The sequence below is a fragment of the Arthrobacter sp. Z1-15 genome (assembly GCF_054792395.1).
Window position 1 is genome coordinate 2,361,222 of record NZ_CP096454.1, and the last position, 14,287, is coordinate 2,375,508.

The 14,287-nt window shown below is 67.8% G+C and carries 12 protein-coding genes and 1 pseudogene; 1 reads left to right on the forward strand and 12 read right to left on the reverse strand.

Translation table 11 applies throughout. The annotated features are described in order from the left end of the window. Positions 1-32: 32 nt before the first annotated feature. From pyrF to pyrR, 7 genes and pseudogenes are all read right to left on the reverse strand, one after another. Complete coding sequence (pyrF, locus tag M1D40_RS10790) at positions 33-917, reverse strand: orotidine-5'-phosphate decarboxylase (RefSeq protein ID WP_461168827.1); 885 nt, start codon at positions 915-917, stop codon at positions 33-35. Next, positions 910-4,206, reverse strand: a complete 3,297-nt coding sequence (gene carB, locus M1D40_RS10795) for a carbamoyl-phosphate synthase large subunit (RefSeq protein WP_461168828.1) — start codon at positions 4,204-4,206, stop codon at positions 910-912. Before carB ends, pyrF begins: the two co-directional genes overlap by 8 nt. Next, the gene (gene carA, locus M1D40_RS10800) at positions 4,206-5,357 is read right to left on the reverse strand and encodes a glutamine-hydrolyzing carbamoyl-phosphate synthase small subunit (protein ID WP_341395096.1); all 1,152 of its coding nucleotides are present in this window, start codon (positions 5,355-5,357) and stop codon (positions 4,206-4,208) included. Before carA ends, carB begins: the two co-directional genes overlap by 1 nt. Before the next feature lie 38 nt (positions 5,358-5,395). Continuing rightward, positions 5,396-5,914 carry a PH-like domain-containing protein gene (locus tag M1D40_RS10805; protein ID WP_341394982.1) on the reverse strand — a complete coding sequence of 173 codons (519 nt, stop codon included), beginning with the start codon at positions 5,912-5,914 and terminating at the stop codon, positions 5,396-5,398. Then, positions 5,902-7,281 (reverse strand): dihydroorotase, encoded by a 1,380-nt coding sequence (locus tag M1D40_RS10810; RefSeq protein WP_461168829.1) that lies wholly within the window; start codon positions 7,279-7,281, stop codon positions 5,902-5,904. The genes M1D40_RS10805 and M1D40_RS10810 overlap by 13 nt, the downstream gene beginning before the upstream one ends. Beyond that, positions 7,278-8,275, reverse strand: a pseudogene (locus tag M1D40_RS10815) (aspartate carbamoyltransferase catalytic subunit). Before M1D40_RS10815 ends, M1D40_RS10810 begins: the two are co-directional and overlap by 4 nt. After that, positions 8,272-8,853: a bifunctional pyr operon transcriptional regulator/uracil phosphoribosyltransferase PyrR gene (gene pyrR / locus M1D40_RS10820; RefSeq protein WP_461168830.1), complete on the reverse strand. Its 582-nt coding sequence runs from the start codon at positions 8,851-8,853 to the stop codon at positions 8,272-8,274. Before pyrR ends, M1D40_RS10815 begins: the two are co-directional and overlap by 4 nt. Positions 8,854-9,054: 201 nt before the next feature. Here pyrR and M1D40_RS10825 point away from each other — a divergent pair, with 201 nt between their 5' ends. Continuing rightward, positions 9,055-10,299: a PrsW family intramembrane metalloprotease gene (locus M1D40_RS10825; protein ID WP_461168831.1), complete on the forward strand. Its 1,245-nt coding sequence runs from the start codon at positions 9,055-9,057 to the stop codon at positions 10,297-10,299. 97 nt (positions 10,300-10,396) lie between these two features. On the opposite strand, the gene nusB is transcribed toward M1D40_RS10825, so the two are convergent. The 5 genes from nusB to aroC form a co-directional block, all read right to left on the reverse strand. Beyond that, entirely contained in the window at positions 10,397-10,807 is a 411-nt protein-coding gene (gene nusB / locus M1D40_RS10830) for a transcription antitermination factor NusB (RefSeq protein WP_461168832.1), read from the reverse strand. Continuing rightward, positions 10,804-11,367 (reverse strand): elongation factor P, encoded by a 564-nt coding sequence (gene efp / locus M1D40_RS10835; RefSeq protein WP_341394976.1) that lies wholly within the window; start codon positions 11,365-11,367, stop codon positions 10,804-10,806. The genes nusB and efp overlap by 4 nt, the downstream gene beginning before the upstream one ends. 68 nt (positions 11,368-11,435) lie before the next feature. Further along, positions 11,436-12,557, reverse strand: coding sequence for a 3-dehydroquinate synthase (gene aroB, locus M1D40_RS10840; protein WP_341394975.1), 1,122 nt, complete (start codon positions 12,555-12,557; stop codon positions 11,436-11,438). Positions 12,558-12,561: 4 nt separating this feature from the next. After that, on the reverse strand, positions 12,562-13,089 hold the full coding sequence (locus M1D40_RS10845) for a shikimate kinase (protein WP_341394974.1): 528 nt from the start codon (positions 13,087-13,089) through the stop codon (positions 12,562-12,564). Further along, positions 13,073-14,287 (reverse strand): chorismate synthase, encoded by a 1,215-nt coding sequence (gene aroC, locus M1D40_RS10850; RefSeq protein ID WP_461168833.1) that lies wholly within the window; start codon positions 14,285-14,287, stop codon positions 13,073-13,075. The genes M1D40_RS10845 and aroC overlap by 17 nt, the downstream gene beginning before the upstream one ends.

Below are 14,287 nucleotides of genomic sequence, written 5' to 3' on the forward strand. Positions count from 1 at the left end.
TCCGCGCCCCTGTCCGGGTGAAGCGGCAGGGATCAGGCGGGGCCCAGCTCCCCCAGCGTCCGCCGTGCGGCGTCCCTGAGCGCGGCGGGGGCCGGACCTGCCGCCAGGATGCCCCGGCTGGACGTGGCCAGGACGTTGGGCCAGGCCGGCCCGAAGGTGGACCGCAGGTCCGCACCGGTTGCTCCCTGCGCTCCGAGGCCGGGAGCAAGGATGGGCGTGGCGGCTGCAGCGGGGTCCAGGCCCAGCTCCGTCAGGGCGGAACCGACGGTTGCGCCGATCACCAGCCCGGTGGACCCCAGTGCCCCGCCCCGCGCCACGGCACCCGGAGCGCCGCCGGGCTCGCCCAGTTCACGGATGTTTTCGGCGGCGGCTGCCTCCATGATGCGGCCGGCAACGGAGGCGGCCCCGCCCGCATGCTGCACGGACGCGCCTTCCGGATTCGAGGTCAGCGCCAGGACAAACACGCCCCGGCCGGTCACGGCAGCCAGGTCCAGGGCCGGACGCAGCGACTCGAATCCCAGGTACGGGCTCAGGGTCACGGAGTCCGCCGCCAGGGCGGATCCGTCCCGCAGCCACGCGTCCGCATAGGCGGCCATGGTGGAGCCGATGTCGCCGCGTTTGGCGTCCGCAATGCTGAGCATCCCGGCGTCGGTGCAGGCGGCCAGCACCCGTTCCAGGACTGCGAGTCCCGCGGACCCGTGGCGTTCAAACAGTGCCACCTGCGGCTTGACGGCGGCTGCCTGCTCCCCCACCGCCTCCAGGACGGTGAGGGAGAAGCGCTCCAGGGCCGCGGCGTCGTCGTTCAGTCCCCACGCGGCCAGCAGTGCGGGGTGCGGGTCAATCCCGACGCAGAGCTGGCCGCGGGCGTCCATGGCTGCGCGCAGCCGGGCGCCGAAAGGGGGACGCCCCTCAGGCATCGGATGAAGCCTTGAGCTTGGCGGCGTGTTCCTGCAGGGACGTGACGTCCCACTCGTAGGAGCGCATTGCCTCGATCGCCTGGACGGCAGCACCGAACTCGGAGACCGTGGTGACCACCGGGCAGCCGATGGAGGTGGCGGCTGCACGGATTTCATAACCGTCGCCGCGGGCCTGGCCGCCGGAGGGGGTGTTCACCACCAGGTGGATCTCACCCGCGGTGATCAGGTCGGCCACGGTGCCTTCACCGTTGGGGCCGGTGCCCTCGCTGACCTTGCGCACGGTGGTGGCCTGGATGCCGTTGCGACGCAGGACCTCGGCGGTGCCGCCGGTGGAGAGGATCTCAAAGCCCAAATCCACCATCAGCTTCACCGGCATAATGATGGAGCGCTTGTCCCGGTTGGCAACCGAGACGAAGATCTTCCCCTCGGTCGGCAGTGCGGAATTGGCCGCTGCCTGGGACTTCGCAAACGCCGTGTCAAAGTACTTGTCGATTCCCATGACTTCGCCCGTGGAGCGCATTTCCGGGCCGAGCAGCGAATCCACCACGGTGCCCTCGGGAGTGCGGAAGCGGCTGAACGGCAGCACGGCTTCCTTCACGGCCACCGGGGCGTCCAGCGGCAGCACCGAGCCGTCACCCGCGGCAAACAGCTTGCCGGCGGCGCGCAGCTGCGCAATGGTCATCCCGGTGCCGATCAGGGCAGCGGCCTTGGCCAGCTGCACGCCGGTGGCCTTGGACACGAACGGCACCGTCCTGGAGGCGCGCGGGTTGGCTTCGATCACGTACAGGACGTCCGAGGCGAGGGCGAACTGGATGTTGATCAGGCCGCGCACGCCGACGCCGGACGCGATAACCCGGGTGGCCTCCCGGACGCGGTCGACGACGTCGGCGCCCAGGGTGATCGGCGGCAGGACGCACGCGGAGTCACCGGAATGGATGCCGGCTTCCTCGATGTGCTCCATGATGCCGCCCACGTACAGGTCGGTGCCGTCGAAGAGTGCATCGACGTCGATCTCAATGGCGTCCTCCAGGAACCGGTCCACCAGCACCGGATGGTCCGGGGTGATCTCCTTGGCGTTGGCGATGTAGCGCGAGAGGTTCGCCTCGTCGTAGACGATTTCCATGCCGCGGCCGCCGAGCACGTAGGACGGGCGGACCAGCACGGGGTAGCCGATTTCGTCGGCGATCTTCTTGGCGTCGTCGAAGGAGACGGCGGTGCCGTTCTTCGGGGCGATCAGCCCGCCCTCGTCCAGCACCCGCTGGAAGGCGCCGCGGTGTTCGGCGAGGTCGATGGCTTCCGGCGAGGTGCCCAGGATCGGGACCCCCGAGTCGGCCAGGGCCTGTGCCAGTTTCAGCGGGGTCTGGCCGCCGAGCTGGACAAAGACGCCGAGGACTCCCCCGGTGCGCTGCTCCGCGGCGATGACTTCGAGGACATCTTCGAGGGTCAGCGGTTCGAAGTAGAGGCGGTCGGAGATGTCGTAGTCGGTGGAGACCGTCTCCGGGTTGCAGTTGATCATCACGGTCTCGTAGCCCGCTTCGCGCAGGGCCATGGTGGCGTGCACGCAGGAGTAGTCAAACTCGATGCCCTGCCCGATCCGGTTCGGTCCGGAGCCCAGGATGATGATGGACGGCTTCTCGTGCTGCGCCACCTCGTCCTCCTCGTCGTAGGAGGAGTAGTGGTAGGGGGTGTAGGCGGCGAACTCCGCGGCGCAGGTATCCACGGTCTTGTAGACCGGGCGGATGTTCAGCGCGTGCCGGACACCGCGGATCACGGCCTCGGGCGTGTTGGTCAGCGCGCCGATCTGCTCGTCCGAGAAGCCGTGCCGCTTGGCCAGTCGCAGGATTTCCCCGTTCACGGTGCCGGCGCCGCGGATTTCTTCGGCGACTTCGTTGATCAGCACGAGCTGGTCCAGGTACCAGGGGTCAATCCCGGTGGCCTCGTAGAGGTCCTCGACTGACGCCCCGCCGAGCAGCGCCTGCTGGACCTGCTTGAGCCGGTCCGTCGTCGGCCGCTTGGCCGCTTCGACCAGGGCCGGCACGGCGTCGGCGTCCACCGGTGCGAAGGACAGCGAGGCACCCTTCTGTTCCAGGGAGCGCAGGGCCTTCTGCAGGGCCTCGGTGAAGTTGCGCCCGATGGCCATGGCTTCGCCGACGGACTTCATGGTGGTGGTCAGGGTGGGATCGGCGGCCGGGAACTTCTCGAAGGCAAACCGCGGGACCTTGACCACTACGTAGTCCAGGGTGGGCTCGAAGGACGCCGGGGTCTGCTTGGTGATGTCGTTCGGGATTTCGTCCAGCGTGTAGCCCAGTGCCAGCTTGGTGGCGATCTTGGCGATGGCGAAGCCGGTGGCCTTGGACGCCAGCGCCGAGGAGCGCGACACGCGGGGGTTCATTTCGATGACGACGACGCGGCCGGTGTCCGGTTCGATGGCGAACTGGATGTTGCAGCCGCCGGTGTCCACGCCCACTTCGCGGATCACGGCGATCGCGATGTTGCGCAGGTTCTGGTACTCGCGGTCCGTCAGCGTCATGGCCGGGGCCACGGTGATCGAGTCGCCGGTGTGCACGCCCACCGGGTCGAAGTTCTCGATCGAGCAGACGACCACCACGTTGTCGTTGCGGTCCCGCATCATTTCCAGCTCGTATTCCTTCCAGCCGAGGATGCTCTCTTCGAGCAGCACCTCGGAGGTGGGGCTGTACTGGATGCCGGCGCCGGCAATGCGGCGCAGGTCCTTCTCGTTGTAGGCCAGGCCGGAGCCGAGGCCGCCCATGGTGAAGGAGGGGCGCACCACCATCGGGTAGCCCAGTTCTTCGGCGGCGGCGAAGGCCTCGTCCATGCTGTGCACAATGATGGACTTGGCGGATTCGGCACCGCAGCGCTCGACGACGCCCTTGAACTTTTCGCGGTCCTCGCCGAGTTCGATGGCGGCAATGTTGGCGCCGATCAGCTCCACGTTGTACTTGTCCAGGACGCCGTTCTTGTCCAGGGCAATGGCGGTGTTCAGCGCCGTCTGGCCGCCCATGGTGGGCAGGATCGCGTCGGGGCGTTCCTTGGCGATGATCTTCTCCACCACCTCGGGGGTGATGGGTTCCACGTAGGTGGCGTCGGCGAACTCGGGATCGGTCATGATGGTGGCCGGGTTGGAGTTCACCAGGATGACCCGCAGGCCCTCCTCGCGCAGCACGCGCAGCGCCTGGGTGCCGGAGTAGTCGAATTCCGCGGCCTGGCCGATCACGATCGGACCGGAGCCGATGACCAGGACGGACTTGAGGTCGGTTCTGCGGGGCATTAGAGGGATTCCTTGATCTTGCTGGCGTCGGTCGAGCTGGAGTCCATGAGGTCCACGAAACGGTCGAAAAGGTACGCGGAGTCATGCGGGCCGGCGGCGGCTTCGGGGTGGTACTGGACCGAGAACGCCGGGATGTCGAGGCAGGCGAGGCCTTCCACGACGTCGTCGTTCAGGGACACGTGGCTGACTTCCACGCGCCCGTAGCGGGCCTCGGGTGCGGTAACCGGGCCGTCCAGCGGGGCGTCGACGGCGAAGCCGTGGTTCTGGCTGGTGATTTCCACCTTGCCGGTGCGGCGGTCCATCACCGGCTGGTTGATGCCGCGGTGGCCGTAGCGCAGCTTGTAGGTGCCGAAGCCCAGGGCGCGGCCGAGGATCTGGTTGCCGAAGCAGATGCCGAAGAACGGGATCCCGGTGTCCAGCACGTCCCGCAGCAGGTTTACCTGCACGTCGGCGGTGGCGGGGTCGCCCGGACCGTTGGACATGAACACGCCGTCGGGATTCAGCGCGGTGACGTCCGCGAGGGTGGCGGACGCGGGCAGGACATGCACGCGCACGCCGCGCTCGGCGAAGCGGACCGGAGTCATGGACTTGATGCCCAGGTCCAGGGCGGCCACGGTGAAGCGCGGCTCGCCCTCCCAGCCGTGGTCCTTCGGCTCAATGACGTAGGACGCCTCCACGCTGACCTCTTCGGCCAGGCGGGCGCCGGCCATGGACTCCTGTGCCAGCACGTCTGCGAGCAGTTCGGAATCGGGGCGGTCCGCCGCGGCACCGGAGAAAATGCCGGCCTTCATGGCACCGCGCTCACGCAGGTGCCGGGTCACGGCCCGGGTGTCGACGCCGGAAATGCCGACGACGCCCTGCGCCGCGAGCTCCTCGTCCAGGGTGCGCTCCGAGCGCCAGCTCGACGGACGCCGGGCGGCGTCCCGGACAATGTAGCCGGCCACCCAGATGCGGCGGGACTCGGCGTCGTCGGTGTTCACGCCCGTATTGCCGATGTGCGGCGCGGTCTGCACCACCAGCTGGCGGGCATAGGAGGGATCGGTGATCGTTTCCTGGTAGCCGGTCATGCCGGTGGCAAAGACTGCCTCGCCCAGGGCAGTGCCCTCGGCGCCGTAGCTGCGGCCGCGGAACGTGCGTCCGTCTTCAAGCATCAGGACGGCTGCGGTCGGGGTGGGTGTGGGCTGCACGGTCACAGGTGTTCCTCGCTTGTTTCCGCCGGTTCGGCCGGCAGGAGTTCGGTGATGGCTGATACCAGGGGTGTTTTGTCTTCGGCGGAGCGGGTGCGGAACCCGGTGTCCACGGCGGTGGAGCCGAGCTTCCAGGTCACGATGACCAGGCCTTCCTTTTCCACGAATTTTCCGGCCATGCCCCGTTCCAGGCGGACGGCTTCCAGGTCCGCCCCGGGGATCCAGACGTCGGGGGCGCCGCTGCGGACCAGGAGCAGGCCCTCGTCAAAGACTGCGGCCGTGGCGTTGGACTTTACGCCCAGTCCGTAGACGGCAATCCGGTCCAGCCAGTCGCCGGCGGTGGTGGTGCAGACGTACTGGCCCAGGGCCTGGAACCGGGGTTCCTCCAGGCCGTCGGGCATCGGGACGGGCCGCGGAACGCCCTGCTGGCGTTGCCGGCGTCCGCGCCAGCCCAGGGCAAACAGGCCCAGGAGCACAATAACCAGGGCAAGCGTGCCCAGGGCGAACATCAGGCGATCCATGCGGACTCCTCTGTGGAAACGGGGTGAGGTGTGTTCAGGACGCCATCCAGGACCGTGGGGTGGCCGGCGAAGAAGGTCGCCTGCACCACGCCGGGCAGTTCCAGGCCGGCAAACGGTGAGTTGCGTCCCTTTGAGGCCATCTTATTCGGGTCCACCGTGCGTCGCGCAGACGGGTTCACCAATATGACGTTGGCAGGTTCACCGGCCGCCAGCGGCCGTCCCTGGGATTCGAGCGCCCCGATGGCCGCCGGAGTGAGCGACGTCACGCGGGCAAAGCCCTCCCAGTCCATCAGTCCGGTGTCGATCATGGCGTGCTGGACCACCGACAGGGCGGTTTCCAGGCCGGTCATGCCCATCGCCGCCTGCGCCCACTCGCACTCCTTGTGCTCGGACGGATGCGGCGCGTGGTCGGTGCCGACAATGTCGATCGTGCCGTCCGCGAGGCCGTTGCGGAGGGCCTCGACGTCGGCGGCGGTGCGCAGCGGCGGGTTGACCTTGTAGACCGGGTCATAGCTGCGGACCAGGTCATCGGTGAGCAGCAGGTGGTGCGGGGTGGCTTCGGCGGTCACGTTGATGCCGCGTTCCTTGGCCCAGCGGATGATTTCCACGGACCCGGCGGTGGACACATGGCACACGTGCAGCCGGGACCGGGTGTGCTGTGCCAGCAGCACGTCGCGGGCAATGATCGATTCCTCCGCCACGGCCGGCCAGCCGGCCAGGCCCAGGACGGCGCTGACGTCGCCCTCGTTCATCTGCGCGCCTTCGGTCAGCCGCGGTTCCTGGGCGTGCTGGGCAATCACGCCGTCGAACGCCTTGACGTACTCCAGCGCCCGGCGCATCAGCACCGGGTCCGAGACGCACTTGCCGTCGTCGGAAAAGACCCGCACGCGGGCCCGGGAATCGGCCATGGCTCCGAGTTCGGCGAGCCGTTCGCCTTCCAGCCCGACGGTCACGGCGCCAACCGGGCGCACGTCCACCCAGCCGGACCGGCGGCCCAGGCTGTAGACCTGTTCCACCACTCCGGCCGTGTCCGCCACGGGGTTGGAGTTGGCCATGGCGTGCACTGCGGTGAATCCGCCCAGGGCGGCGGCGCGGGTTCCCGTCTCCACGGTCTCGGCGTCCTCACGGCCCGGCTCGCGCAGATGGGTGTGCAGGTCGACCATGCCGGGCAGGGCAACCAGGCCCGCGGCCTCGATGACGACGGCGTCCTCCGGCGCGTCGAGGCCCGGCCCGACGGCGGCGATCAGGCCGCCGCGGATCAGCAGGTCGGCGGTCTCCCGGCCGAGGAGGGAGGCGCCGCGGATCAGGTAGGTTCCGGCAGCGGTTGCAGGGATGTTCGGTGCGGCGGTTGAGTCGCTGGGGGTCACAGTGCTAACTCCTGGGTGGCGGTGCCGGCCGGGGAGTTGTCACCGGACAGCAGAAGGTACAGGGCGGCCATGCGGACGGAAACTCCGTTGCTGACCTGCTCAAGGATGGTGGCCCGCGGCGAATCGGCGGCGCGGGAGGAAATTTCGAGGCCGCGGTTCATCGGGCCCGGATGCAGCAGGATGGTGTCTTTGAGGCCGAGCGTGTCCAGGCGGTCCAGGCGGACGTCGTCGAACCCCCACCGGCGCGAGTATTCACGCACGGAGGGGAAGAACGCCGACTGCATCCGCTCCCCCTGCACGCGCAGCATCATGACCGCGTCCGGACCTGATTCCAGCGCGTCGTCGAGGTCGTAGCTGACCTCGCACGGCCAGGACTCGACGCCGAACGGCAGCAGCGTGGGCGGTGCCACCAGCGTGACGGTGGCGCCCAGCGTCCGCAGCAGCCACAGGTCGGACCGCGCCACCCGGGAATGCAGGACGTCGCCGACAATCACCACGTGCATGCCGCTGAGATCGGTTCCGGTGGAGGCCGTGCCGTGCAGGCGGGCCCAGTGGCGGCGCATGGTGAACGCATCCAGCAGCGCCTGGGTGGGATGCTCGTGCGTGCCGTCGCCGGCGTTCAGCACTGAAGCGTCAATCCAGCCGGAACCGGCCAGCCGCGCCGGGGCACCGGAGGAACCGTGCCGGATGACGACGGCGTCCGCACCGATGGCGGCCAGCGTCTGGGCGGTGTCCTTCAGCGACTCGCCCTTGGACACGGAGGATCCCTTGGCGGAAAAGTTGATGACGTCCGCGGAAAGCCGCTTGGCGGCGGCTTCGAAGGAGATCCGGGTCCGGGTGGAATCTTCGAAAAAGAGGTTGACGACGGTCCGGCCGCGCAGGGCGGGCAGTTTTTGACTTCGCGCTGGGACACGGCCGCCATTTGTTCGGCGGTGTCCAGGATGGCCAGGGCGTCGGTACGGCTGAGGTCGCGGGTGGAGAGCAGATGCTTCACAGAGTGCCCTCGATGACCACTTCATCAACCGCCGGCACGTCCGTCTCGCGCAGATGCACCCGGACTTTTTCCACGATCGCGGTGGGCAGGTTTTTGCCCACATGGTCTGCCCGGATGGGCAGTTCCCGGTGGCCACGGTCCACCAGGACGGCGAGCCGGACAACCCGCGGGCGGCCCAGGTCCACTAGCGCATCGAGTGCGGCGCGGATGGTCCGGCCGGAGTACAGGACGTCATCAACGAGGACCACCACTTTGTCGTCTATTCCGGACAGCGGAACTTCGGTGGCGTGGGGTGTGCGGGTGGGCTGGCGGGCCAGGTCGTCACGGAACATGGTGACGTCGAGCTGCCCGGTGATGGCGGCGGGATCCACGGAGGGATCGGCGGCTGCAATCTTGTCGGCAAGCCGGCGGGCGAGCGGGTAGCCCCGGCGCGGAATCCCCATAAGAACGAGGTCTGCGGAGCCTTTGTTGGCTTCCAGGATTTCGTGGGCAATCCGGGTAAGCGCGCGGTCAATGTCAGCTGAAGCCAGAACGGTGCGTGCGGGTGCGGGTGCGCCCGGCGGGTTGGACAAGTCCATATTCTGCCTCCTCCTTCCCCGCCTCACAGGACGGAATTTAAAGGGTGAATGCGGTTTCAAGCTACCACAGCCGCGGCTGCCGGCTTCCTCTGTGACGCCGGCCCTGCGGACAACTTCGGGTCTTTTCTATCCCCAGTCCGGCCTCCTTTGTCCCGCAGCCCGCTTTTGCTCATAGTGTTGCCCTATGACAGGCGCAGCTTCATGAGCGGATACCTCCCCGACAACCGTGCCGGCCGAGACGGGGCCGTCCCCTGGAGCCCGCCTCCGGGCGAACCCCGGCCCGCCCGCCTCCAGCCGCCGGGACACGGCCCCGTGCCGGTGCAGCCGCTCTGGACCGCCCAGCCGCACGGACGCACGGGTACCGCCGCAACCGTGCTGCTGATTATCGGCTCCTCCGTCGCCCTGCTGCTGGTGGCCTGGTTCCTGTGGTGGCAGCTGGGAACGGTTGCCTTCCTCCTCTGCGGGATCCTTGCGCTGGTGCCGCTGGGCATCTGCCTGCTGGGACTGCGCTGGGTGGACCGCTGGGAACCCGAACCCCGCTCGGCGCTCCTCTTTGCCTTCCTGTGGGGTGCCGGAATTTCAGTGGGCATCACGCTGCTTGCCGGACCCTATGTGGCGCAGGCGCTGTACCTGATGCTGCCGGGGCTGGCGCCGGAGTTTGTGGGCCCGGTCCTGGAAGCGCCGCTCGTTGAGGAAACCGCCAAGGGGCTCGGGGTCCTGATTCTGGTACTGGTGCGCCGGAGCCACTTTGACGGCCCGGTGGACGGGATTGTTTACGCCGGCACCGTCGCGGCGGGCTTCGCCTTTACCGAGAACATCCTGTACTTCGGCTCCGCCCTGATTTCCAGCGGGGGGCTCGGGGTGGAACTGGGCTTCGTGTTTGTGCTTCGCGGGCTGTTTTCGCCGTTCGCCCACGTGCTGTTCACCTCAGCCATAGGTCTTGGACTGGGGATTGCCGTCCGGCGCGGCGGCGCCCTGCGCATCACCGCCGGTTTCCTGCTGGGCCTGGCGGCGGCAATCCTGGGGCACATGTTCTGGAACGGCGGAACGGCGCTGGTCTCCGGCGGCTTCTTTGTCTTCTATTTCGTGCTGCAGGTGCCGTTGTTTGCCCTGGCGGTGGCCGGCGTCGTCCTGCTGCGCCGGGCGGAGCAGCGGCTGACCCGGGCCCGGCTGGGCGAATACGCCGCCGCCGGCTGGTTCACACCCCAGGAAGTCCTCATGCTGTCCACCCGGGCCGGGCGGCACCAGGCGCTGGCCTGGGCGGGGCGCTTCGGTGCCCGGAGCACCATGAAGACCTTCATCCGGGAAGCCACCAGGCTGGCACTGACCCGCCAGCAGATCGCGGCGGGCCGGAATCTGGCCGCCAACCGGGCCGCGGAGCAGACACTCCTGCAGGCCCTGACGCGCACGCGCGGCGCGATGCTGACCCGGGCCGGGGTTGCCTGACGGCCGGCTGATGCTGCCGAACGCAAAAGCCCGCCCGCTGCCGCGGATGCGCGGCAGGGGACGGGCCGGGGTGCGAACTAGGCCTGCAGGCGGTTTTTCAGGCCAGCAGGGACGGCTTGAGCTGGTGAAGCCGGCTCAGCAGTCCGTTCACGAATGACGGCGATTCGTCGGTGGACAGGGTCTTGGCGAGCTCAACGGCCTCGCTGATCGCCACCTTGTCCGGTACGTCGTCGTTGTAGAGCAGTTCCCAGGCGCCGATCCGCAGGATGATGCGGTCCACGGAGGGCATGCGTTCCAGCGGCCAGCCCTGGGAGTATGTGCCCAGGAACTCGTCGATGGTCTCCTGCATGGAAACCACACCCTCCACCAGTTCAAGCGTGTAGGGGTTGATCGTCTGATCGGTCTGTTCCCGGCGGGCCTTGATCATGTCAAAGACCGATGCTGAACGCTGCTCAGCCTCAAACAGAACTTCCAGTGCCCGGGTCCGGGCTTTAGTGCGTGCACTCACTCGTTAACGCGTCCCAAATAATCGCCGGTGCGGGTATCTACCTTGACCTTGGTGCCCTGTTCCAGGAACAGCGGAACCTGGATTTCGTAGCCGGTCTCCACTGTGGCGGGCTTGGTGCCGCCGGTGGAGCGGTCGCCCTGCAGGCCCGGCTCCGTGTAGGTGATCTCCAGGACCACTGACGGCGGCAGCTCAATGTACAGCGGCGAACCCTCGTGGATGGCAATGGTCACCATCATGGATTCGAGCATGAAATTGGACATTTCGCCCACGATGGAGCCCGGCACGGTCAGCTGGTCGTAGTCCGAGGTGTCCATGAAGACGTAGTCGTCGCCATCCTGGTACAGGTACTGGTAATCACGGCGGTCAACGCTGGCAGTTTCGATCTTGATGCCGGCGTTGAACGTCTTGTCGACAACCTTGCCCGAACGCACGTTGCGCATCTTGGTACGGACAAACGCACCACCCTTGCCCGGCTTCACGTGCTGGAACTCGATGATGCTCCAAAGGTTGCCTTCAAGCTTCAGCACGGTGCCGTTCTTGATGTCGTTGGTCGTCGCCACAGTTTCTCTTTCGTTGATTCGCCTGGTTTCGTTTTAAGTCCGTCGACCATTCTACCTGCTCCGGGCAGCTACAGGCTGAGGCGGATGCCGCCCTGCGGCTCGGAGGCAATCTCCTGGTAGGCCGCGAACAGCAGCGAGGTGTCGGGAACCTCGAGCATGGAGGGCTTGGCCAGGCCGTCCAGGACCACGAATCGCAGCAGGTCACCGCGGGATTTCTTGTCCCGGCGCATGCCGTCCAGCAGGGCGGACCAGCGATCCTTGCGGTAAGTGACGGGCAGTCCCAGCGAGGTGAGGATTTCCTTGTGCCGGTCCGCCGTGGCGTCGTCGAGGCGGCCGACCATGCGGCCCAGTTCGGCGGCGAAAACCAGGCCCACGGATACTGCCGCGCCGTGGCGCCACTGGTAGCGCTCGGCCAGTTCAATGGAGTGGCCCAGGGTGTGGCCGTAGTTGAGGAATTCCCGGCGTCCCGCTTCGCGCAGGTCCGAGGACACAATTTCGGCCTTGACCGAGATGGAGCGTTCCACCAGTTCGCGCACGACGTCGGAGCCGCCGTCGCCCACGGCCTCGGGATTGGCCTCCACCAGGTCCAGGATCGCGGGGTCGGCGATGAAACCGCACTTGATGACTTCGGCCATGCCGCTGAGCAGCTCATTTTTGGGCAGGGTGCCCAGGGCATCGAGGTCGGCCAGCACACCGGCGGGCGGATGGAAGGCGCCCACGAGGTTCTTGCCTTCGGCGGTGTTGATGCCGGTCTTGCCGCCCACTGCCGCATCCACCATGCCCAGCAGCGAGGTGGGAACGTGAACCACCTTGATGCCGCGCAGCCAGGTGGCCGCCACAAACCCGGCCAGGTCGGTGACGGCGCCGCCGCCCACTGCCACGATCGCATCGGAGCGCGTGAAGTCGTTCTGCCCCAGGACCTGCCAGCAGAAGGAAGCAACCTGGATGTGCTTGCCCTCTTCGGCATCAGGGATTTCCGCCGTGACGGCGGTGAGTCCGGTGGCGGCCAGTTCGTCGCGCACAGTGTCACCGGTGGCCCGGAGCGCACGCGGATGGATGACCAGGACCCGGCGGACCCGCTCCCCCAGCATGGCGGGCAGGCGGTCCAGCAGTCCGTTGCCGATCACGACGTCGTAATTGCTTGCGGGGCTTTCGCCGGTCACCGGGATGACGGTGGGATCGGAGGCCATGGGGTTAAGCTCCTTCGTTGAGGATTGTCGTCAGGCGGTCGATGATGGCCGTGACGCTGAGTCCCCTGGTGTCTATGGTGATGTCGGCCAGGGATTCGTAAACGGGGCGCCGGGCTTTTGCCAGTTCCTGCCAGCGGCGCACGGGGTCGCCGGCCAGCAGGGGGCGGTTGCCGGAGCGGGTGATGCGGGGCAGGACGGTTTGCAGATCGGTGTCCAAAAAGACCACGGTGGCGCCGCGCAGCAGCTGCTGCGTACCGGTGTCCAGCACGGCTCCGCCGCCCAGGGAAATGACGGTGCGGGACGGTTCGGCCAGGGCGGCAGCGACAGTGCGCGCTTCAACCTCCCGGAAGTAGCATTCCCCGCGTGCGGCAAAGAGTTCAGGGATCGGTCCGTGGCGCTCGGTGATGAGCTGGTCCGTGTCAATAAACTTCAGCTGGCGGCGGGACGCGAACTCGCGTCCCACCACCGACTTGCCGGCTGCCATGAAGCCGATCAGGACAATGTGGCGGCAGGTTTCAGTCTGTCCGGTCACTGGTGCCAGCCGATTCCAGGGCACCGGGGATGCTCTGGAGGTAGGACCGCAGGTTCCGGGCCGTCTCGGCCACGGAATCACCGCCGAACTTCTCGGTGACGGCTTCGGCCAGCACCAGGGCGACCATTGCCTCGGCCACGACGCCGGCGGCCGGCACGGCGCAGACGTCCGAGCGCTGGTGGTGGGCACGGGCGGGCTCTCCGGTGCTGATGTCCACTGTCTGCAGGGCGTGCGGCACGGTGGCAATGGGTTTCATGGCAGCGCGGACCCGCAGGACTTCGCCGATGCTCATGCCGCCTTCGATGCCGCCGGCCCGGTTTCCGGACCGGACCGCCCGTCCCTCGGAATCCTGGAGGATCTCATCGTGTGCTGCCGAGCCGCGGCGTGCGGCGGTCAGGAAGCCGTCACCGATCTCCACGCCCTTGATGGCCTGGATGCCCATCAGGGCTCCGGCTATGCGGGCGTCGAGCCGGCGGTCCCAGTGGGTGTAGCTGCCCAGTCCCGGCGGCAGTCCGTAGGCCACGACTTCCACCACGCCGCCCAGGGTTTCGCCGTCCTTGTGGGCGGCATCCACCTCGGCGACCATGGCGGCGGAAACGTCGGGGTTGAAGCAGCGCATGGGGTCCGCGTCCAGGGCGGCGACGTCGCCGGCACCGGGAATCGCCGAACCTTCGGGGCTGCCCACGCCGGCAATGCTGACGGTGTGGGAGACGAGTTCCACACCCAGGGACTTCAGGAAAGAGGAGGCCACCGCCCCGAGCGCGACGCGGGCCGCGGTTTCCCGCGCACTGGCACGCTCCAGAACGGGACGGGCTTCATCAAACCCGTACTTCTGCATGCCGGTAAAATCGGCGTGTCCGGGACGCGGGCGGGTCAGCGGAGCGTTGCGGGCGGATTCGGCGAGCAGGGCGGGATCCACCGGGTCCGGCGACATGACCTGCTGCCACTTGGGCCACTCGGTGTTGCCCACCTCAATGACTACCGGTCCGCCCTGGGTCAGTCCGTGCCGGACTCCCCCGAGGATCCGGACGGCGTCCTGTTCAAACTTCATCCGGGCGCCGCGGCCGTAACCGAGACGACGGCGCGCCAGCGCCTCCTGGATCATGGCAGTATTCACTTCGACGCCTGCAGGGACGCCCTCAACTATTCCTACCAGTGCAGGCCCATGGGACTCACCGGCGGTCAACCAACGCAACAT